A 21,009-nucleotide genomic window follows, 5' to 3' on the forward strand; every position below is an offset into this window, starting at 1 on the left:
ATTCCGTCTTACCTGACTCTTTCAAGCATTTCCTTTATATAATATCCCGTATAGGATTTTTTTATCTTTGCTACTTCTTCAGGTGTTCCTTCCGCTATGATTTGCCCTCCGTTGGTTCCGCCTTCGGGGCCGAGGTCGATAATCTTATCGGCCTGTAAGATAACGTCAAGGTTGTGTTCAATCATAATGACGGTGTTTCCCTGATCTATGAGCCGATGAATAACCTGCATGAGCTGCTTGACATCTGCAAAGTGTAAGCCCGTTGTAGGCTCATCCAAAATGTAGAGGGTCTTGCCTGTAGAACGTTTGGCAAGTTCGTTTGCAAGTTTTACCCGCTGGGCTTCTCCGCCCGAAAGGGTAAGAGCCGACTGGCCTAACTTTATATAACCCAAACCGACCGATAAGAGGGTTTGAAGTTTTCGGGCAATGTGAGGAATGGGAGCAAAAAATTCCGAAGCTTCCTCGATGGTCATATCCAAAACATCGGCAATGTTTTTTCCCTTATAGCGGACATCGAGGGTTTCCTTGTTAAACCTTTTCCCTCGGCAAACATCACAGGCTATATAAACATCGGGCAAAAAGTTCATCTCGATTGTGAGGGTTCCGTCGCCCTGACAATGCTCGCACCTTCCGCCCCTTACGTTAAACGAAAAGCGCCCGGGCTTATAACCTCTCGCCTTAGATTCGGGAAGGCTTGCAAACAAGTCCCTTATCCCCGTAAAAACGCCTACATAGGTTGCAGGGTTTGAGCGGGGAGTTCTCCCGATGGGGCTTTGATCGATATTGATAACCTTGTCTATGTGCTCGAGGCCGCTCAGTTTTTTATAGGCCCCTTCGGGAATAGAGGAGCGCATAATCTTGTTTGAAACTGCCGGATACAGCACATCAGTTAAAAGGGTTGATTTTCCCGAGCCCGAAACTCCGGTAATACAGGTAAAAGCCCCTAAAGGAATTTTTATAGAAACATCTTTTAGATTATGCTCGCTCACCCCTGAAAGTTCCAAGACATTTCCGTTTCCCTTCCGCCTTTCTTTAGGAATATCCATTTTAAGCGTACCTGCAAGATATTGCCCCGTTAAACTGTTTTTTACTTTTGCAACTTCATCAGGCGTACCTTGGGCCGTTATGTTTCCCCCGTGAACGCCAGCCCCAGGGCCGAGGTCTACAATGTAGTCGGCCGTGCGGAGGGTTTGCTCGTCATGTTCTACAACGATGAGGGTATTCCCCAAATTACGCAAGTACAAAAGAGTATCAATCAGTCTCTGATTATCCCTTTGATGAAGCCCTATCGAAGGCTCGTCCAAAATATAAAGAACACCTATCAAGCTTGAACCTATCTGGGTCGCAAGCCTGATGCGTTGAGCCTCGCCGCCTGAAAGGGTTGCAGCCTTTCTTTCTAAGGTTAGGTAGTCAAGGCCGACGTTTTTCATAAATTCCAAGCGGGCCTTAATTTCTTTTAAAATCTGAAAGGCTATGTGTTCTTCCGTTTCGGTTAACTTCAATTTTTCAAAAAACTCGATAGAATCCCCGACGGAAAGACAGGTAAGGTCATGAATGTTTTTATTGCCCACCGTTACGGCCAGCACTTCGGGTTTAAGCCTCATTCCTCCGCAGGTTTTGCAGGGCTTTATCGACATAAACTTTTCATAATATTCTCTGATAGAAGCCGAGTAGGATTCGTTATATTTCCGGTTCATGTCGGCCATTATGCCCGGCCAAGGGCGGTTATAAGAATATTTCCCCGTTCCGCTTTTGGACGTATAAGAAAACTGGATCTTTGTATCGCCCGAACCTTCCCAAAGGAGTGTCTGTATTTTTTTGGGGAGCTTGTTCAAAGGCGTATCAAGAGAAAAATCGAATTGGGCAGCGAGGGCTTCAAAGCGCACCCTGTTCCATTCGGATTCGGGATTATACGGAACGAAAACGCCTTCATTAAACGAAAGGCTCTTATCGGGGGCTATCAGGTCTTGGTCAAAGTGCTGGGTCATTCCGAGTCCCGTACATTCGGGGCAGGCCCCTATCGGGTTATTAAAAGAAAAAAGGCGGGGCTGCAATTCGGGCATCGAAATGCCGCAATCAGAACAGGCATTTTTTTGCGAAAAGAAAACCTCGGTTACGGGAGAATCCTTATCGTCCTGTCTTGTAGCAAGCAGGGTTCCGCCGGAACTTTCCAAGGCCGTTTCCACCGATTCCGAAAGGCGTTTCCGCACATCCTTCGACAGCCGGATTCTGTCTACGATTATTTCGATTGTGTGTTTTTTTTGTTTATCGAGCTTTACCCCGTCTTCGAGGTTTACAAGAAGGCCATCTATGCGGGCACGCACAAAACCGGCAGCGATAGCATCGCTTACTATCTTTTGGTGTTCTCCCTTTTTTCCCTTTATAATGGGAGCGAGAATCTGAACGCGGGTTCCTTCCGGCCAGCTCATAATGGTATCTATAATCTGGTCAACCGTCTGCTCCTTAATCTCTTTTCCGCAAGAAGGACAGTGGGCATGGCCGGTACGGGCAAAAAGAAGGCGGTAGTAGTCATAAATTTCGGTTACCGTCCCGACCGTAGAGCGGGGGTTACGGTGCGTCGTTTTTTGTTCTATAGAAATAGCGGGAGAAAGGCCCTCGATGTAGTCCACATCGGGCTTATCCATTCTGCCTAAAAACTGACGGGCATAGGCCGAAAGGGATTCTACATAACGGCGCTGCCCCTCGGCAAAAATAGTGTCAAAGGCGAGGGAGCTTTTTCCCGATCCCGAAAGGCCGGATATAACGATGAGCCTATCGCGTGGAAGCTCTACATCAATGTTCTTTAAATTATGTTCACGGGCACCCTTTACAATGAGTTTATTTAAGTGTCCGCCTTGATTTTGGTTTTTCATAAGGAAAGCATTATACACAAAAAATAAGGTTTTGGGAATAAGTATCACATACTTAGAATTTCTAAAAATTTATACTAAGTACCGTGTAACTATTGAAACTTTTAAGTATTTATGTTGATACTTCATACATATTTTACAACTCACACATTCAAAATTATTTTAATTGAGGGAGAAACCTATATGAAAAAAAGAGGTTCAATAAGGAATAAGCTATTGATTATAGTCGGTGCTTTGATTTTTACGGCAGGCTTTACGCTGGGGGTTTTGGGAGTACGCACAGCACGAAAAACCGTATCCGAAAAGGTGGTAATTCACCTTAAAGATAAGGCAACCGACACGGCAGAAATTATTAATGGAAGAGTTACGGCTTTTTTCCAATTTTTGGAAGGAATAGCCCGTATGCCTATCTTAACCGATAAAAGTCTTTCATATACTGAAAAAGCAGCTATATTGGACAAAGAAGTTGTTTTTAATGAAAGATTGGAGGAGCTTAATCTGTATGATATTTCAGAAATAAGCACTGCAAATGACGACCAATTTATATCGATAAATAATAGTACCTGGTTTAAATCCGCTGCAAGCGGAAAACGGTTTGCGTCAGAGCCGATTTTATCCCATTCGCTTAATAAACTTGTTTTCGTCTTTGCGGTTCCTGTGTACGGCAAAGATAAGAATGTTGTTGCCGTATTAAACTGTACAATTGGAGCAGAGCATCTATCCAACGATATTGATGATATTATAGTCGGAGAAACAGGATATTGCTATATTTTAGGTATTACCGGAACAACAATAGCACACAAAAAGTTTGATTTGGTCAATTCTCAGGATAATATTTTAAATAATGCAAGATCAAACAAAGACTTTGCCTCTTTGGCAAAATTTACGCAACAAGCTTTAAACGGTACAAAAAGTGAAGTAGGATTTTATGAGTACAAGGGAGAATCCTATATAGCCTCTTACGCAAAGATTGGCAACACGGATTGGACTGTCATTATAAGGGCACCTATAAATCAATTTATGGGAAGTATTGATACTCTGCGCAACAAAATGCTGTTTATAGGCCTTAGTATTTTAGCAATAAGTTTGGCTATACTCTTCATTGTTTGCTATAATATGCTAAAGCCCATAAATGTTGTGGTGTCCGCACTCAAGGATATTGCCCAAGGAGAAGGCGATCTAACAGTCCGTCTGCCCTTGGTCGGAAATAATGAGGTAACTAACTTATCGGAATACTTTAATCAGACAATCGAAAAAATCGGCACATCAATTAAAATAGTCGGAGAAAACAGCGATGAGATGATAAACACAGGTTCGGAACTTGTAAGCAATATGACGGAAACAGCCAGTGCAGTACATGAGATAAGTGCAAATATCGATGGAGTAAAAAAACAGGCTCTTACACAAGCTGCCAGTGTCAGCGAAACGGCTGCTACCGTAGGAGAAATTATCCGGACAATCAAAAATCTTAACGGAAGTATTGAAAATCAGGCAGCAAGTGTTGCAGAGTCTTCTTCAGCAATTGAACAAATGGTAAGCAATATCGCTTCAATTACACAAACTTTGGATAAAACAAACGATGTTATAAAAACCCTTGCATCTGCCACTGCCGACGGAAAAGAAACTGTTGTCGGAGCAAACAGTGTAACACAACGCATAGCTGAAGAATCGGGCGGTCTTATGGAAGCAAGCAATGTTATTCAGCATATTGCAAGTCAGACAAACTTATTGGCAATGAATGCAGCTATTGAAGCCGCCCATGCAGGCGAGGCAGGAAAGGGCTTTGCCGTTGTAGCCGATGAAATACGCAAGCTGGCAGAAGAATCCAGTACTCAGGGAAAAACCATTACCTCAACCCTTAAAATACTTTCGGGAGAAATTGAAATGCTTTCGAATGCTGCAAAGACAACAGAGGATAAGTTTAACACTATCTTCAACTTGTCCGAGCAGGTAAAAACAATGAGCCAAAATGTAATGAATGCCATGCGGGAACAGGAAAACGGCAGCCGTGAAGTACTCACCGCAATCCGTGATATAAACATAGTAACAAACCAAGTAAATGACGGCTCTGCCGAGATGCTCAAAGGCGGTGAAAATGTTGCGATTGAAATGCAAAAGCTTGATGCTCTGACACGCGTTATAACTGACAGCATGAACGAAATGGCTGCAGGTGCAGTTCAGATAAGCAATGCAGTACAGGATGTAAGCGAGATTACCCAAAAGAATAAACGCAGCATAGACAGCCTATCTACAGAGGTAGGAAAGTTTAAGGTATAAAACTAATTTAACCGCAAGGAACACAAAGGACTTAAAGAATTTTTTAATGCTTTAATAATAACGCATTACTTCTGACTAGCTTAATTTTTAAATTTAACCCAAAACTTTTATTGTCATCTCGACTAAAAAGTAAGCTAGAAATTATGTAACAATGCGGGTTCTTAGTGATTGCAAGCCGGCGTAGCAATCCAAGCCCTAAGCGGTTCTTTTGAAGATAGGAGGGGTTATAGGGGAGGTCACAACCAACGAAGTTTCGAGGTCAAGAAATCTTTTATCCGAAAAAGTGTCTTTCCTCCCCTACACCTGAAAGTTCCAGATAGATTTGATCGGCGAGGCCGAAGCCTGCGTTTTTGGTCATGCTGCGGCCGAGCTCATCATACATCATGTCTTGGTACATCTTGCCTGCAAAAGATTCGTCTCCTGCAAGAGTTTTTCCCGTCAAGGTATTCCGCATAGAGTCGAGCATTATTTTTACAAAGTAGGATTCAAACTCAAGAGCTTGTTCGTAAAGCTTACTCGTCCTGTCAATCGAATATCTTGAATGAACCGTTTCGCCTGATTTTCCGAAGGAGGAGGCCATGCCCTGAACCTCCCTGTGAGTGTCGGCCGGAACGGGATTTTCTATCTTCATGGATTTTAAAATATCACCCGGGAGACGGGTATCAAAGAGGGCTTCCGAATTGCCTGTTTTTAAGCCTAAGACGGAAGCAGATCTTTCGCCCTGAATATTAGAAATAATAGAGGACGCTCTTTCAGAACCTCTCAGGGCTTCAAGCATTTGAGTAAAATTTTGCTGAGATTTTGCCGACGCAGGGACTTCACTTTTATTTATCAAAGAATTTTTTACATCTTCCCTGCCCGCTTGATTTGTTCCTATTTTGTTTACTTCCATTTCTTCCCTCCCAAGCCTTAACTAAAATTATCTTTAAGATTAACTAAAAACTATCGCTTTAAACTTACCGCAGTACCAAGCATATTGTCGCTTGTCTGGATAGCCTTCGAATTAAACTCATAAGCTCTTTGAGCCACAATCATGTTTACCATTTCGCTTACGGTTGAAACGTTTGACATTTCCAAAAACTTGTGCTCGGTTCTTCCGAAGCCGGTAAACCCTGGCCGCCCCGGAATAGCCGTGCCTGATGCAGGAGTCTGCCTAAAAAGGTTAGAACCCTCGGCTGAAAGACCTGCGTTGTTCTGGAAGCGGTAAAGCTCTATCTGGCCTACTTCGATCGGATCGTCTATATCGCCGACTTTAACGGTAACACGGCCGTCCCTGCTGACTGCAATAGTATTCTCCCGGTAACCTTCGGGGAAAATGATTTCGGGTAAAACGCGTAAACCGTTTGAAGTTACAAGCTGGCGGTCTGCATCAATCTTAAAAGAGCCGTCCCTTGTATAAGCATAGGTTCCGTCATATTGAAGAACCCTAAAAAAACCTTCACCCTGAATGGCTATATCGCTTGTGACTCCCGTATTTTGCAAGGAGCCTTGCTCAAATATTCTTTGGGTAGCGGCAAGCCTTGCACCGTGTCCCATCTGAACTCCTACCGGAGTAATCGTATCCTCTGTAGCAGGCGTACCCGCGGTTTTTACCGTCTGATAGATGAGGTCTTCAAATTCCGCTCTCTGCTTTTTAAAACCGCTTGTATTTACGTTTGCCAAGTTGTTTGCAACCGTGTCGATGTTTGCCTGTTGAGTGTTCATGCCTGTTGCGGCTGTCCATAAACTTCTAACCATAACTTATCCTACCTTTTAACCTTTATTTTTTTACTGCTTCGTTCCATAATTTGGCCATCATTGTATCTTCGGCCTGAATGGATTTTTGATTGGCCTCATAGGCCCTGTTTACTTCTATCATCCTAACCATTTCGTTTACGACATTTACATTGGAAGCTTCGATAAAGCCCTGCACTACAACGGGACGGGACGGTCCCTCGGCAGCAATAGCTTTTCCCGAAAGAGGTGTATCCAAATAAAAGCTTGATCCGTTTTTGCTTAAGTATCTGTCATTTTCAAATTCCACTATTTTTAAGCGGTCCAGATAAACTGAATCGCTTTCGGGCTCGGTAATCGGGCGTACGTAGATTTGTCCGTCTTGGTTGATCTTATATTCCATGTCCTGTAAAAAGATGCGGCCGTTTTCTCCCATAACGGGATAGCCTTCCTTAGTCATAAGGTAGCCTTCAACACCAATCATAAAATTTCCGTTTCGGGTATACTTTTCTCCATAAGGAGTTTCGACGGCAAAAAAGCCCTGTCCTTCCAAGGCTAAATCGGCGGGAGAGCTTGTCTGTTTTAAAGAGCCTTGTTCAAACTCGGTAAAAATCTCGTTAGTTTCAACGCCGAGCCCAAGTTTTCCTATGATGGGAGCTATGTCTGATGAACCGAAGGGATTTTTTATTACGCCATCATCATTCAGTCTTCTTAAAAGTAATTCTGGAAAAGACTTTTGAACTGAAACATCTCTTTTAAAACTGGTCGTATCCAAGTTAGCCAAATTGTTTGAAATAACATCCAACTGACGCTGTTGAGCAAGCATTCCGCTCGCCGCCGTATACCAACCTCTTACCATATAACCACCTCTTATATAAAAACTTTTTGCAGGAAGCAGCAGCTTCCGAAAAAAGTTTTTTCAAGTAGTTTTGCATTTTGCAAAACTACATACAATAAACGATGTTTTGTGCTTTGCACAAAACTCGCAGATAAACAGTGAGGCTGAATTTCTGCCGAACTGTTTATCATAGCTCTTGTATGATTTTCGGCATAGTAAAATTTTCTTTTAGAAAATAAGAAAACAATTTTTCTTAATATAAAATTTTGAACTTTTTTCTTAAGTCTTTTTTTAGTTCTCCGATAAATGAATTAAGCACAGCTTAAATTTTAATGTGCTTCCGTCTTCTGCGGAATGACAGAGGATCCGGAAATGACATATCGGCAGGGATGCCGCGGGAATTTTAAAATTGCCGAAAATCACCAAAGGAGTAGGAATATGATCATTAATCACAACATGAGCGCTATGTTTTCACAGAGGACATTGGGTCACACCAATTTGATGAACCAAAAAAACATAGAAAAACTTTCTTCAGGTTTACGTATTAACCGAGCGGGCGATGATGCATCCGGTTTGGCCGTATCAGAAAAAATGAGAAGCCAGATCCGCGGTTTGAACCAAGCAAGTGCCAACGCACAAAACGGCATTTCTTTTATTCAAGTTGCAGAAGCTTTCCTTCAGGAAACTACAGATGTTATCCAGAGAATCCGCGAACTCAGCGTTCAGTCTTCCAACGGTATTTACTCGGCAGAAGACAGATTGTACATTCAGGTTGAAGTATCTCAGCTCATCGCTGAAGTAGACCGAATTGCAAGCCACGCACAGTTCAACGGTATGAATATGCTTACCGGAAGATTTGCTCAAGAAACCGGAGAAAATACCGTAACTGCTTCTATGTGGTTCCACATCGGTGCCAACATGGATCAGAGAACAAGAGCTTACATTGGAACAATGACAGCTAAGGCTCTCGGCGTTCGCAATGTCGGAGATGAATCGATTATGACTATCGATACACCCGAAACAGCTAACCGCGCTATCGGTACCCTTGATGAGGCCATCAAGAAGATCAACAAGCAAAGAGCCGACCTTGGTGCATACCAGAACAGACTCGAACTTACCGTTGTAGGTATCAATATCGCAGCAGAAAACCTCCAAGCCTCCGAATCACGAATCCGTGACGTAGATATGGCTAAGGAGATGGTAGATTATACCAAAAACCAGATTCTCACACAGTCCGGTACAGCAATGCTTGCACAAGCAAATCAGGCAACTCAGAGTGTCATGACCTTGTTAAGGTAAGCTGTAAACAGTTTGACGGAAAAGCGGTTCTAAAAAGAACCGCTTTTTTTTATTTCTTCATATAAATTCGTCAACCGCAGATTTTTTCAAAAATCGAGGATTGATGAATTTCCGCACTTTTGCAACATCGGTGAAAAAGTGCATGCAATAGAATGAGTTTGCTTTATGCAAAGTCGCAGCGTTTTTAGACAATGCCAACTGCATTGTCTAAAATAAGCCTTGTTTATTTTTTTTATTTTTAGTATAGTAATTTTTAGTATAGTAAGACATAAAATTCAAGCTGAGTTTATAAAAATTTTAAAATGAAAAAAAGAAAATTAACCGATAAATGGCGGAAAATCATTACTATAGGCTTAATAATTTTTATTTTGTGTTTGAGCATCTTTCTCTATTTTTTTTGGGGACAGCCTCTTATAAAATTTCTTATGGATGCAGAAAAAGTACATGCCTATGTTGAATCTCATCCTTTTTCGAGCCGAATATTTTTTATGGCTGCCGTTTTTTTGCAAGTAGTAGTTGCGGTAATACCGGGAGGCCCCTTCGAAATAGGAGCAGGCTATGCTTTTGGAGCTGTAGAGGGAGCCTTAGTATCATTGGCAGGAATAGCAGCCGCAAGTATTTTAATTTTTTTATTTGTAAAAAAATTCGGCAAAGCGGCAATAGAAATTTTCTTTCCTCCGGAAAAAATAGAATCCGTAAAAATATTTAAAAACAAAAAAAGACTCCACCTCATAGTTTTTATAGTTTTTTTAATTCCGGGAACACCTAAAGACCTATTAACCTATATGGCAGGCCTTACACCTATACGTTTAAGCGAATGGCTCATACTAAGCACATTGGCTCGTTTTCCGGCTATATTGGCATCAACAATAGCAGGGACAAGTTTAGCACAAAAAAATACGGGACTTGCTCTTGCCGTCTTTTTTATAGGAAGCATCGCTGCCTTTGCAGGAGTTTTGATTTTTAACAAACTAAATAGCCGTAAAAAAAGCTAAGTTTCTTACGGCTATTAAAAACATCTAAAAAAAAATATCAGACCTTGGGAAAACCGTGTTTTTCGCCCCAACCGAAAGGATCGAGCCTCCATTCGGCAAGGCTCTTTTTATTTTCTTCACTTATATAGTTTTGCCTTACGGCCTCATCCAGCATAATATCGTAATTTAAAATAGTAACCGGAATACATGGAGGATTAAGTTCTGCAAAAGCTTTTTCGGCTTCTGCAAATCCGTAAGAAAAGATAGCAAAACAAAAAGGAACCTTTCCGTTTGCATTACGCACAGCCTCAACAGCCTTGATGGAGCTTCCTCCCGTCGAAATTAAATCTTCAACAACAAGTACGCTGGAACCTTTATAATCCGCATTAGCACCCAAACCTTCAATCTGATTTTTTAGGCCGTGATCTTTTCCGCCTGAGCGTACATAGGAAACGCTTTTTTGCAAGAAGTCTCCCAAACTTACGGAATGAGGAATTCCTGCCGTTGCAGTTCCTGCAAGCCATTCGGGGTCAAACTCAACCGCTTTTAAAAGCTCTGCGAAGGCTTCTGCTATTGTACGGCGCATCTCAGGCAGGGCTAAAAAACGGCGATTATCGTTATAAATGGGCATACGGTAGCCTGATGCCCAAGTAAAGGGTTCATTGGGAGAAAGCTTTAAGGCTCCCAATTCAAAAGCCGTTTTAGCCAAAAGCGGCCCATATTTTTTTTGAACCTCTGCAATTTTCTTTTCATCTTTGTACATAAGAGCTTCCTTTAAATAGTCTTATAGTATTCATAGATGGCCTGAGTTCCTTTTTCGGCATAACCTTCTTCATTCATCTTGTTAAAGAAATTTTGTGCAAGCTCCAAAACTGGAATGTGCAGTTTGAGTTCCTTTGCAACATTTAAGGTTATGTTTAAATCCTTTAAAAAGTGTTTAATATAAAAACCCGGAGCAAAATCTTTTTGAAGCATCTTAGGCCCGTTGTTTAAAATCTGCCAGCTTCCTGCAGCACCGCCCCCGATAGCCGAAAGCATTTTTTGAGGGTCAAGGCCTGCGGCCTCGGCATAACAGACAGCTTCAACAGTACCGAAAAGATTCGCGGCTACGGCTATTTGGTTTGCCATCTTAGTATGCTGCCCTGCCCCTGCACCGCCTTGAAGAGCCCAAGTTTTTCCCATACAGGCAAAAAAAGGTTCCAACTCTTTAAAGGCTTTTTCATCTCCGCCTGCCATAATCGAAAGGGTGCCGTTTTTTGCTCCTATGTCTCCGCCTGAAACGGGAGCGTCTACAGAAAAGCATTCTTTTTTCTTTGCCTCATCATAAATCTTTTTTGCCAAAATCGGACTTGAGGTCGTCATATCGGCAAAAATCGTTCCAGGCTTCGCGGTTTTTAATAAACCCTTTTCTCCGAAATATGTTTCTTCAACATCTTGCGGATAGCCGACAATGGTAAAAATGATTTTACAGTTGGGAGCAAGGCTTGCCGGGTCATCATACCAAACAGCACCCTTTGAAAGAATCTCTTCGGCGGATTTTTTTGTGCGCGTAAAAACGTGCATCTTAGCACCGGCCGCTCTTAATCTTTCAGCCATACTTTTTCCCATAACTCCAAGGCCTATAAAGCCTACATCACAATTTTCAACCTTCATGATTTAAATTCTCCTTATAAAAATCTTTTGCAGGAAGCAGCAGCTTCCGAAAAGTTATTTTTTCTTGTAACAAATCCAATAAAACATTCCGACAAAAAATGCTCCGCCTATTATGTTTCCGAGGGTAACGGGCATTAAATTCTTTATAAAAAATGCAGCCCAATTTATATTTGAAAGAGCCTCGGCGGAAAGGCCGGAAGTGGAAGCATAAGCCGGAACGCTTTTCGAGAAAATCCCTGCGGGGATATAGTACATGTTTGCAACACTGTGCTCAAACCCGGAAGTTATAAAAAGCCAAATCGGAAAAAAAGCGGCAAGCATCTTTCCGGTCATGTCCTTAGCACCATAGCAAAGCCAGACTGCAAGACAGACCAGCCAATTACACATGATGCCTAAAAAAACAGCCTGCACAAAAGAAAAGGAAACCTTGCCGTAAGCAATTTTTATCGTAATCCCACCCAAAAGGCTCGCATCGCTTGAAAGCTGTCCGCTTTGTACAATCAAAAAAGCAATAAAAACAGAACCTATAAGGTTCCCGATATAAACGGCAAGCCAGTTTTTAAGCATTGCAGTAAGGCTCACCTTTTTTTCTAAAACAGCTGCAATTATCAGGTTGTTGCCTGTAAAAAGCTCGGCTCCGGCAAGGAGTACCAAGATAAGGCCTACAGGAAAGATAAGCCCTGCAACGAATTTTCCAAGGCCGTAAGTTTCAGGCTTGGCAAAAAGTCCGAAAGCAGCCATATTGGAGCCTTCCGAAGCAAAGGCAATAAAAACCCCTGCCAAGAATCCTAAACAAAGCAGCTTCCACACCGGAGTTGAAGCCTTTGCAATACCCTTTTGCACCGTAACTTCCAAAATCTCGGCCGGATCACAATACATTTTTTCAGACATACACGCCTCCTTAATACCGCTATGCAGATTTTATTATTAATTTATAGTTTCTCGATTTCTTCACAGCTTAAACCTGTAGCTTTTGCGATTGCTTCTACGGCAAACCCCATTTCAGCTAAATTTTTAGCAGTTTCCAGTTTATTTTGGTAAACGCCCTGAGATATTCCCTCAGCAAAGGCTATTTCCCGTTCTTCAGCACGCTGCACAGCTATATCTGTTTCATAATCATATTCGGCTAGTAACATATTCAATACCTCCTTAGTCTTGCGTTTTAAATAATCACGCAATATATCATTTGCTATACATTCTTCAATCGCTTTTTGAAAACCGTTTTGAGGATCTGTTTTTTTCCATCTTCGTACCGTTTCTACAAATATTGTGTACTCATACATCGTTTTGCAGTTTTTAAGCAAGGGATGGTGATTTTGCTGATTTATGTTTATTATCTTAACGGTCAACTCAAGATTAGGTTTTACCGTCTTTTCTATAAAAGCATCTGATAGTTTTAATGTTTTATCGGAAGGATAGGTTTCATCCCCATTATAAAATACATAAAATTCGGGCGTCGGAATGTTTAAGAGTTTACGGCTGTATTTTTCTTTTGATTCAAATAGAGTTTCATAAAGGCGGCTTATGTATTCAAGGCAGCGTAAAGGCATATTTGGGTTTATAGTGGATTGATGCTCTACCAGCACTATGATTTTGTTATCAATAAGATATGACACATCATTATAGAATGTCATATAAAGGACCTGATCAAGCCTTACATTTTTCAGCTGTGCTGCAGCCGTAAGTTTGGTGCCGTGTAATGCATTATAAAGAGACAAAAAATTCTCTTTCGCCTTTTCATCTTCACTGAACAAATCAACAAAAACCGAATCCTTGTATTTTCTGTTTGAAATACTCATATCACACCTCTTTTTAATTGGTAATGAAATTACAAATTATCCACTACCAATTAACTCTCAATCCCCTTTACAAATCAAGTATATCATAGAACAGTAGATTTTTCAATTGTCATAGTGTTGAATCTAGTTTGGATTGGAGTACCGATTTTGATATCTTGACTTATTTTTTATAAAAGTATAGAATTATGTTTAAATAACGGTTTCGGTCTTGGTGCTCCTTTTAACTTAAGGAGTGAAAAGGGAATCAGGTGCAAGTCCTGAGCAGTCCGGCTGACGTAAGTGAGAGAGTTGTTTTTCAAAATGCCACTGGTTTATTCCGGGAAGGCGAAAATCAATGATGACCTCCGAGCCGTAAGACCTGCCAATGACTATGAGGGTAAAATACAAGTTTTACCCGTGCCGCACTCTGCTTGGACTCATGAGATGCAGCAAAATTTATCGTGTTAATCATATTTATTTCCTCTATTGCTCCTTGGGCTGTTTGAAGATTTTGTCAAGTTTTCTTCGTTTAGCCTTGAGTACATCCGATTGATACCCTTGGGTGTACATTTTGAGGAAACCTAAATCCCTTTGCGGACCGAAATCGTTTTTCTTTATTTAAATCAAAATTCAAATTTTCCCCCTGATAACTTTCAAAAATAAGGCTTTTAATGTATAATCATCATAAATTATTTTTAAGAAGGATTTTATGGCGAGTACATACGAAAAACTTTTAAGTACAATAACGGAAGCTGCACATACGGCTAATCTGTCAGAAGACGATTACATATCCCTTTTAAGCCCTGAACGAGAGATGCATGTTTCAATACCCGTAAAAATGGATAACGGAAAAATCAAGGTCTTTAGCGGATACAGGGTTCAACATTCTACATTAAGAGGCCCGGCAAAGGGGGGAATAAGATTTCACCAAGATGTAAACATCGATGAAGTACGATCCCTTTCTGCATGGATGACCTTTAAGTGTGCTGTTGCCGACATTCCCTATGGAGGCGGAAAAGGAGGCATTTGCGTAAATCCTTCAAAGCTTTCCCAAACGGAGCTTGAGAAGCTGACAAGAGGCTACACAAGGCGGATTGCATCTTTTATAGGCCCTAAGATAGATATACCTGCCCCGGATGTCGGAACAAATGCAAAGGTGATGGCTTGGATAGCGGACAGCTACAGTGAATATGCCGGAGAATTTAGCCCCGCGGTTGTTACGGGAAAACCTCTTCCTCTCGGCGGATCTAAAGGACGAGTAGAGGCCACAGGCCGCGGAGTTCTTTTTGCAACAAGGGAAATTTTAAAGAAACTCAATAAAACCTTAAAAGACCAAAGTGTAGTTATTCAAGGGCTTGGAAATGTCGGCGGCGTTACTGCAGATCTTTTTTATAAAGACGGAGCCAAGATAATTGCAATAAGCGATACAAGCAGTGCAATATACAATGAAAAAGGCTTAAATATTCCTCAAATACTCAAACATAAAAAAGAAGGAAAAAAACTCAATTCTTGTGAAGGCGATTTTAAAAGGCTAACCAATGAAGAGCTATTGGAGCTTAAAGCCGATATTTTAATTCCGGCGGCCCTCGAAAATCAAATTACCGAAAAAAATGCATCAAATATTAAGGCCTCTATAATCATCGAAGCAGCAAACGGCCCCGTCACCCCTGAAGCCGATCAAATCCTCGAAAAAAAGAATATTATAACTGTGCCCGATGTTCTTGCCAACTCGGGAGGTGTAATTGTTTCATACTTTGAATGGGTACAAAACCTGCAAGGTTTTTATTGGACGGAAGAAGAAGTCAACAAACGCCTTGAAGATAAGATGATTGAAGCCTTCAAACTGGTATGGGACGTAAAAGAAGCCTATAAGGTCAGCATGAGAAAGGCAGCCTATATTAAGGCCTTAAAAGAACTTGTAGAAACTCAAAAAGTTAAGGGAATTAACTAAACCGGCCCTTTTAAAGTTTGTCTATCAGCATCGAACACTTACCCGACGGAATCGGCAAGGTCTTCTTCTTTTCGTTTAGGATATTTATGGTAAAATAATAGAGCTTTTCGCTTTCCATGTGAATTTCCCAGCCCCTCTGGCTTTTGGACGAAAGAATGGTTATAAGGTTCCTTTTAAGGCTTAAATTTTCGATACCCATAACTTCAAGATTGGGGACAGTCCAATTTACCGTTTTGCGCGGAAGACTTATCGAAAGCCCTATAACGTTTTCTATCATCAGGCTGATTGTAGAAAGACCTACACCCAAAAGGTATTGTTTACGCGGAAAAGCAGGTTTTCCCTTCCATTGGGCAGGACCTTCTTTGACAGGAGAATAGGCCTCCCATAAAAAGCCCTGTTTTTTTGAATTGCCTGCGGGCGAAAGGGTTTCAAGCACATAGTAAAGGTGCCTTATAACGCACTCTCTTGCTATCTCCCAGCGGTTATATTTTTCCAAACCCTTTACGACAACAAAGTTCAAAATAGGAAAGACACTGCCGCATGCACCGTTTCCGTTTTCGTCATATTCAGGCTCATCGGCTGCAAGACTGGGAAAAGGATGATCAACCCCGAAAGTCTTAGGATTGGATAGGTGTTCTACCAGAAGGGCGGCCTTATCCTCATTTGGAATCTCGGCAAGCATCGGCCAAAAACCGGCAAGGGTTTTCTTCTTTATCTGCTTACCCTCAGCATCGAGATCATAATAAAAACCGTCTTCTTCATTCCACATCATGGAGTTGATTCTGGTTTTTACAGTAAAATACAACCTCTTATACTGAAAGTCTATTTCTTTGTCGTTTAGTATATCGCCCAAGGCAGACATATAAAGGGCATTTACGGCAAGAGCCGAATTAAAATCGGTCAAAAAAACGGACTCTTTTCGGGGCGTATTAGGCATATTTACTGTTTCAAGAGGACTTTTATAGAGACCGTTATCCGACTTAAACATTTTGTCAATCCAGTCCATGTATTTAATCAAAACAGGCATAATATCCTTTACACGCTTTTTGTTTCCCGTCTTATGATAAATATTGTACTCAGCCCATGCAAATAGGGGCATCCCCAGCCCTTCCGGATTATCCCTTTTTAAAACAGGTTCCTTTGTATCAAAATCATATCTATTACGTATGGCTCCGTTTTCTTCCTGCCTGTCATAAAAAAAGTCAAGAGCAGAATTCGGTGTATAATTCTTATTAGAATAAACAAAGAAAAAAGAAGAAAATATAGTTTCATATTGATTCAAAAAATTGCCGTCCGATTCGGGATAAATAAAAAAGCCCTCGGTACCCTGTTTGCCGTCGCCCGCCGAATGCCAAAAATCATGAACCCAAGCCCATGTTCTATCGTAAATGTCCACGAAATCTTGATCGTAAAAATGAACACGCGGAAAATCTCTTTTATTCACCTTAACTCCTTATTTTTTGTGCAAGACAATATATAGTATATCATATTTTTTCAAAAAAGGGTAGTTTTTTAGCAATATTTATAAAAAAAGTTTTGAATCTGAAAAAAGGCTTTCGTTTTATTAATTACCGGCACCGGAAGTTTCTTCTTTTTCCTCGGCAGAACCTGAATTTTCGGCTGAAGTACCATCCTCAGTGTCGGTTCCGCTTTCAGCACCCTCTTGGACAACAGGCACCACAGGAACAGGTTCAGGCGGGCGGCCCAAAAAGAGAACTATATCTTCATCATCCTTTTTATGCTTCATTTTTAACAAAAGAGTACGGGTTCTTTCATCATAAACATAGCCTGAAGAATTATAAATCTCAAATCTGGGATCCGTTCTAAAATCGATTTCATGGATTTGTATTCTATAAAATGGACGGATTCCCCTTATAATCATGTAATGGGTATCTCCCGTCTTAGCCGAAATTCTAAAACTGAATGTTTTTGCATCGTTTTTAAGCACATTTATATCGCGTGCAGATGTCCAAGCCCAAATACCGGGCTCAGCCTTTAAAGCCAAAGACTCTTCATGCGGATAATATGGATTATCCTTAATAGCAGCAGCATACAGTTTTTCGGCATGGAGAATTAGGGCATCATTGGCCATAAGCCCTAACTTCTTTGCCTTATCGCCTTGAATATCGAAAGATGCCGGTAAACTTGAAGAATTTCCTCCAAGAGAAAATATAGAAGAATACAGGGCCTGCCCTACAGCCTTCCATGTACCTTTATCGGGATATGAACTTCCATAGCGGATTAAAATAGAAGCTGCTCTTAAAGTTTTTTCGGTATCTATGGTCTTTTTATCGGAAGAAATATACAGTCCATCATCAATAGAAATCAAAGAATCTTTTAAAACCGTCTCATATTTCTCGGAATTTTCCATAAAAAGATTTTGTTTATTAGGAAAATAAAAAGCGTAATCCATTGCAGCTTCCAATAGGCCCGCGGCATAACAAGAGTTTAAATCCTCTTGCTTTGCATTGGAAGCTATCTTTTCCAAGGCGGAAATCAAATTTGCCCTTGAGTTGTTTATCAAAAAGGGAATAACAGACTCACTATCAAATACGGAAATTTCAGCCCTTGCTATGCTCGATTCAATACCGGATAACAGCTTTTTTTGGTAAGCAGCAAGGCTTTTATCGTTTTGTGCAAGATTACCATAAAACGTAGTCGATATATAGGTGCGTTTTTCTTTAGGCAAAAGAGAAGACGGAGCAGTGACAAGAGCCTTTTCATATTCTCCCTTAAAGGCTTTTTCGGCTATATATGCCGCTAAAAGCTCTTCGTTATAATTTCTTGACGAAATCACACTTGAAAAATAATCCAAAGCTTTTTCTCTAAATAATTGCTTAGTTTTATTGTATTCTTCCTCACTTGCAATCGGGATACGGCGGATAGAATCAAAGTCCAAACTTTCAGATTGGATATAGGTTTCATAAATGGCCGTTTTTTTTGAACTTGAAAGAATAAGATGAGGAAGCTCCGATGTATCATCTGAATTTCCAAAACCGTAACCGCCTCTAAAAATAAACCTATCTTTTCCATATCTTAAAAATATTTGCTCATCCTGTCTTTCAAGACGGGCCGATTGAGTCAATTTCCAAGGAAAATAAACCGTTTCTATCTCTGACGGCATAGAAACGGAAATTCTTACCGTTTCAACTGTTTCCGAAATGTATGAGGTAAAGTCTATCAAAACATCGTTAGAACAAATAACACTAAAGGAATCTTCGGTTTTTTTGTACTCTAAAACCTTTAGGCTAAGCTCTTCGTTATTGCTCGTTTTTGCAGTAATGGGAGTCTGATCCGTAATATAAAAATCCAAACCGTTTGCAACTATATGGAGAGGTAAAAGAGGAGTTCTATTTCCGGTTTCATCAACCTCATCCCGTCCGGAAACGGACATGGCTCCTATTGTATAATAAAAAGTCTTCCCTATGGTAAACTGAATGACAAAAATGCCGAAAATAATTAGTATATACAATATAGTTAATGCAATCATCCTACTTGATTTGTGCTTCATAATGTTATAGTTTATATAAACTAAGGAATAATTGCAATACTTATAAGGAGTTATTATGAAAATAACCAAGCAAATTTTGGTATGTTTTAGTTTTTTGATGGTCATATCCATCATTTTTTCGTGTAAGACAATCGAAAAAGCTGCAAAAAAAAATCCAAGAGAAGAATTTACCGATAAGCTTACCCAACTTTCGCAAAAGGGAGATTTGGAAGGCATTTTAAAATTGATAGATGAATCGGATCCTGAACTGACCAAAGATTTTAAGATACAATATCTAAAACTTTCCATCCTCATTTCTATGAGAAAAACACAGGAAGCGGAATCCTTTGCAAATGAACTTTCCAAGGACTATCCGGATAATACCGATATTCTTTATGCCCAAGTTATGCTAGCTCAAGCCGAAAACAATCTACAAAAAAAAGATCAATATTTGAAAAAAATATTGGCCATAAACCCAAAAGATTCACAGGCCTTAACAGAGCAGGGCTTGGATTTTTACTCGGCCAAAAGATACAATGATGCCAGAAGAAAATTTATTGAAGCCTACAAGGCTGACCCGAAATGCACGGAAGCCCTTATAGGTCTAGGCCGTATAAACTATCTTGAAGGAAAACTTGACCAAGCAGAATCGAATTTAACTACAGTATTGGAGCAGGAACCCAATAACAGCACAGCCCTTGCAGAACTTGCCCGTATAAAATCCGAAACAAACAGAATGTATCAAGCCCTTCAGGATATAAATAAAGCAGCGGAGCTTGAACCGAATAATCCCAGCCATTGGAATGACATAGGCTCTTACAATCTTACAATAGGCAGAAAAGAAGAAGCAAAAAAAGCTTATGACAAGGTTATAGAGCTTACTCCAGATTCCTACATAGCCTATATATACCGTGCCGGCATAAACGATGAGCTAGGCTATAAAGAAGAAGCCCTCAATGATTACATAAAGGTATGCAACCTTTATCCGCCTTATTATTTTGCACTGGAAGGAGCCGGTATCTTGCTTTGGGAAAAAGGAGACTGGCTAAACGCCGGCACGGCATTTTTAAAAGCCTTAAACAAGGCTCCGGCCTCTTATCAATATGCGCTTTTGTACGCAATAAGCCTCTATAAACAAAATAAAAAGCCGGATGCAAAAAAATTTATGCAAAACTATCTAAAATCCATCAATCGTACCGAAAAAGAAAACGAATACTTTTTATGCCGTCTTTTTATAGATTTTGCAGGCGACAGCGAGCTTATAAACAGGGCAACAGCAGAAACCGACATGGTAAAAAAAGGAAGACTGTTTTTTTATCTCGGAGAATTTTACAATCTGACCAAAAAATACACTCTTGCAGAAAAGTGCTATGTTCAAGTAATGTCTATAGAAAATCCTGCTTTTTTTGAATACCGTTTTGCGAAAAAAGCTATGGATGAATTTAACTCAAGCACAAAGAAATAGGCTAAAAATGCTTAAAGAAGAAAAAGCAAAGGTACGAAAACTTATAAAGGAATATTTTAAAAGCCCTAAAGTTAAAAGCCTGATACAAAAAACCGAAGAGCTTCAAAATACCGAAGAATATTGTAAGAATTTTTTAAATAAAATACCGAAATACGGCGAAGCCAAAACCGTTTTTGCTTATCATCCCATAAAAGAGGAATTCCCTACATTGGGGCTTTTAAGACAGGCAGCAAAGGACAAAAAGACTATAGCCCTCCCCCTCGTTTTAGGTAAGGATTTGGTATTCAAAAAAATGGAATTTAGAAACGGTAAGATAGAGCCCGTTCAAATCGGAACCTTCGGTATTATGGAGCCTGCCGAAGACGCCTTAAACCTCTTTCCTCAAACACAAGAAGAGAAAAAGACAGCTCCTTTGGAGCTTCCCCTTTTGATTTTGGTTCCCGGAAGAGCCTTTTCAAAAAGGGGAGAGCGGATGGGCAGAGGAGGCGGTTTTTACGATAGATTCTTTGAAAAACTTTTTAAAAGCATAAAAAAAGAAGATGTCTGCCTTGCCGGTCTTTGTTTTTCGGGACAAATTTTAGACACAATCCCCATGGGAGAATTTGACCGTCCTGTAGACCTCGTCGTAACGGAAGCGGAGGTTTATTCGTGCGGAGGTTAATTTTAGGCAGGGCAAATAGCTCCGCTTAAAATAAAATTTG

16 protein-coding genes and 1 riboswitch are annotated in these 21,009 nt (G+C 40.5%); of the genes, 6 read left to right on the plus strand and 10 right to left on the minus strand.

Features of this window, described 5'->3' with window-relative positions; all coding sequences use genetic code 11:
• Positions 1–8 precede the first annotated feature (8 nt).
• On the minus strand, positions 9–2,873 hold the full coding sequence (gene uvrA, locus HYB91_RS08030) for an excinuclease ABC subunit UvrA (protein WP_002677476.1): 2,865 nt from the start codon (positions 2,871–2,873) through the stop codon (positions 9–11).
• Between the two features lie 180 nt (positions 2,874–3,053).
• Between uvrA and HYB91_RS08035 the strand changes: the two genes are divergently transcribed.
• On the plus strand, positions 3,054–5,147 hold the full coding sequence (locus HYB91_RS08035; RefSeq protein WP_253719466.1) for a methyl-accepting chemotaxis protein: 2,094 nt from the start codon (positions 3,054–3,056) through the stop codon (positions 5,145–5,147).
• 271 nt (positions 5,148–5,418) lie between these two features.
• On the opposite strand, the gene HYB91_RS08040 is transcribed toward HYB91_RS08035, so the two are convergent.
• The 3 genes from HYB91_RS08040 to flgF are packed head-to-tail and all read right to left on the minus strand — an operon-like array spanning position 5,419 to position 7,719.
• Positions 5,419–6,039: a rod-binding protein gene (locus HYB91_RS08040; protein WP_002677469.1), complete on the minus strand. Its 621-nt coding sequence runs from the start codon at positions 6,037–6,039 to the stop codon at positions 5,419–5,421.
• Positions 6,040–6,089: 50 nt separating this feature from the next.
• The gene (gene flgG, locus HYB91_RS08045) at positions 6,090–6,884 is read right to left on the minus strand and encodes a flagellar basal-body rod protein FlgG (RefSeq protein ID WP_002670463.1); all 795 of its coding nucleotides are present in this window, start codon (positions 6,882–6,884) and stop codon (positions 6,090–6,092) included.
• A 22-nt stretch (positions 6,885–6,906) separates the two neighbouring features.
• Positions 6,907–7,719, minus strand: coding sequence for a flagellar basal-body rod protein FlgF (flgF, locus tag HYB91_RS08050; protein WP_002671871.1), 813 nt, complete (start codon positions 7,717–7,719; stop codon positions 6,907–6,909).
• Positions 7,720–8,136: 417 nt separating this feature from the next.
• On the opposite strand from flgF, the gene HYB91_RS08055 reads away from it, so the two are divergent.
• Together HYB91_RS08055 and HYB91_RS08060 are read left to right on the plus strand one after the other, a co-directional pair.
• A complete protein-coding gene (locus HYB91_RS08055) occupies positions 8,137–8,997 on the plus strand; it encodes a flagellin N-terminal helical domain-containing protein (protein WP_002677466.1) in 861 nt (286 codons plus the stop codon).
• Between the two features lie 302 nt (positions 8,998–9,299).
• Positions 9,300–9,992 carry a TVP38/TMEM64 family protein gene (locus HYB91_RS08060; protein WP_002677464.1) on the plus strand — a complete coding sequence of 231 codons (693 nt, stop codon included), beginning with the start codon at positions 9,300–9,302 and terminating at the stop codon, positions 9,990–9,992.
• Positions 9,993–10,029: 37 nt separating this feature from the next.
• On the opposite strand, the gene HYB91_RS08065 is transcribed toward HYB91_RS08060, so the two are convergent.
• The 4 genes from HYB91_RS08065 to HYB91_RS08080 are packed head-to-tail and all read right to left on the minus strand — an operon-like array spanning position 10,030 to position 13,423.
• A complete protein-coding gene (locus tag HYB91_RS08065; RefSeq protein WP_002677462.1) occupies positions 10,030–10,734 on the minus strand; it encodes an orotate phosphoribosyltransferase in 705 nt (234 codons plus the stop codon).
• Positions 10,735–10,745: 11 nt separating this feature from the next.
• A complete protein-coding gene (locus HYB91_RS08070) occupies positions 10,746–11,624 on the minus strand; it encodes an NAD(P)-dependent oxidoreductase (protein ID WP_002677461.1) in 879 nt (292 codons plus the stop codon).
• 54 nt (positions 11,625–11,678) lie between these two features.
• On the minus strand, positions 11,679–12,515 hold the full coding sequence (locus HYB91_RS08075) for a formate/nitrite transporter family protein (protein ID WP_002677459.1): 837 nt from the start codon (positions 12,513–12,515) through the stop codon (positions 11,679–11,681).
• Positions 12,516–12,556: 41 nt separating this feature from the next.
• Positions 12,557–13,423, minus strand: coding sequence for an Rpn family recombination-promoting nuclease/putative transposase (locus tag HYB91_RS08080; RefSeq protein ID WP_002677457.1), 867 nt, complete (start codon positions 13,421–13,423; stop codon positions 12,557–12,559).
• Between the two features lie 192 nt (positions 13,424–13,615).
• A riboswitch (cobalamin riboswitch) is annotated at positions 13,616–13,804 on the plus strand.
• Between the two features lie 307 nt (positions 13,805–14,111).
• Between HYB91_RS08080 and HYB91_RS08085 the strand changes: the two genes are divergently transcribed.
• Entirely contained in the window at positions 14,112–15,353 is a 1,242-nt protein-coding gene (locus tag HYB91_RS08085) for a Glu/Leu/Phe/Val family dehydrogenase (protein ID WP_002677456.1), read from the plus strand.
• Between the two features lie 10 nt (positions 15,354–15,363).
• Here the strand turns inward: HYB91_RS08085 and HYB91_RS08090 are convergent, their stop codons facing one another.
• Both HYB91_RS08090 and HYB91_RS08095 read right to left on the minus strand, forming a co-directional pair.
• Positions 15,364–16,797, minus strand: a complete 1,434-nt coding sequence (locus HYB91_RS08090; protein ID WP_002677454.1) for an MGH1-like glycoside hydrolase domain-containing protein — start codon at positions 16,795–16,797, stop codon at positions 15,364–15,366.
• Between the two features lie 120 nt (positions 16,798–16,917).
• Positions 16,918–18,864, minus strand: coding sequence for a hypothetical protein (locus HYB91_RS08095; RefSeq protein ID WP_319024077.1), 1,947 nt, complete (start codon positions 18,862–18,864; stop codon positions 16,918–16,920).
• Between the two features lie 55 nt (positions 18,865–18,919).
• Between HYB91_RS08095 and HYB91_RS08100 the strand changes: the two genes are divergently transcribed.
• Both HYB91_RS08100 and HYB91_RS08105 read left to right on the plus strand, forming a co-directional pair.
• Positions 18,920–20,308 (plus strand): tetratricopeptide repeat protein, encoded by a 1,389-nt coding sequence (locus HYB91_RS08100; RefSeq protein ID WP_253719468.1) that lies wholly within the window; start codon positions 18,920–18,922, stop codon positions 20,306–20,308.
• Positions 20,309–20,315: 7 nt separating this feature from the next.
• Positions 20,316–20,969: a 5-formyltetrahydrofolate cyclo-ligase gene (locus tag HYB91_RS08105; RefSeq protein ID WP_253719469.1), complete on the plus strand. Its 654-nt coding sequence runs from the start codon at positions 20,316–20,318 to the stop codon at positions 20,967–20,969.
• The last annotated feature ends 40 nt before the right edge of the window (positions 20,970–21,009 follow it).

The sequence above is a fragment of the Treponema sp. B152 genome, from assembly GCF_024181665.1.
GTDB lineage: Bacteria > Spirochaetota > Spirochaetia > Treponematales > Treponemataceae > Treponema_B > Treponema_B denticola.

What these genes read in the sequence shown, in the direction of transcription:
- uvrA (WP_002677476.1), bottom strand. Translation starts at nt 2,873, where the DNA reads ATGAAAAACCAAAATCAAGGCGGACACTTAAATAAACTCATTGTAAAG.
- HYB91_RS08035 (WP_253719466.1), top strand. Translation starts at nt 3,054, where the DNA reads ATGAAAAAAAGAGGTTCAATAAGGAATAAGCTATTGATTATAGTCGGT.
- HYB91_RS08040 (WP_002677469.1), bottom strand. Translation starts at nt 6,039, where the DNA reads ATGGAAGTAAACAAAATAGGAACAAATCAAGCGGGCAGGGAAGATGTA.
- flgG (WP_002670463.1), bottom strand. Translation starts at nt 6,884, where the DNA reads ATGGTTAGAAGTTTATGGACAGCCGCAACAGGCATGAACACTCAACAG.
- flgF (WP_002671871.1), bottom strand. Translation starts at nt 7,719, where the DNA reads ATGGTAAGAGGTTGGTATACGGCGGCGAGCGGAATGCTTGCTCAACAG.
- HYB91_RS08055 (WP_002677466.1), top strand. Translation starts at nt 8,137, where the DNA reads ATGATCATTAATCACAACATGAGCGCTATGTTTTCACAGAGGACATTG.
- HYB91_RS08060 (WP_002677464.1), top strand. Translation starts at nt 9,300, where the DNA reads ATGAAAAAAAGAAAATTAACCGATAAATGGCGGAAAATCATTACTATA.
- HYB91_RS08065 (WP_002677462.1), bottom strand. Translation starts at nt 10,734, where the DNA reads ATGTACAAAGATGAAAAGAAAATTGCAGAGGTTCAAAAAAAATATGGG.
- HYB91_RS08070 (WP_002677461.1), bottom strand. Translation starts at nt 11,624, where the DNA reads ATGAAGGTTGAAAATTGTGATGTAGGCTTTATAGGCCTTGGAGTTATG.
- HYB91_RS08075 (WP_002677459.1), bottom strand. Translation starts at nt 12,515, where the DNA reads ATGTCTGAAAAAATGTATTGTGATCCGGCCGAGATTTTGGAAGTTACG.
- HYB91_RS08080 (WP_002677457.1), bottom strand. Translation starts at nt 13,423, where the DNA reads ATGAGTATTTCAAACAGAAAATACAAGGATTCGGTTTTTGTTGATTTG.
- HYB91_RS08085 (WP_002677456.1), top strand. Translation starts at nt 14,112, where the DNA reads ATGGCGAGTACATACGAAAAACTTTTAAGTACAATAACGGAAGCTGCA.
- HYB91_RS08095 (WP_319024077.1), bottom strand. Translation starts at nt 18,864, where the DNA reads ATGAAGCACAAATCAAGTAGGATGATTGCATTAACTATATTGTATATA.
- HYB91_RS08100 (WP_253719468.1), top strand. Translation starts at nt 18,920, where the DNA reads ATGAAAATAACCAAGCAAATTTTGGTATGTTTTAGTTTTTTGATGGTC.
- HYB91_RS08105 (WP_253719469.1), top strand. Translation starts at nt 20,316, where the DNA reads ATGCTTAAAGAAGAAAAAGCAAAGGTACGAAAACTTATAAAGGAATAT.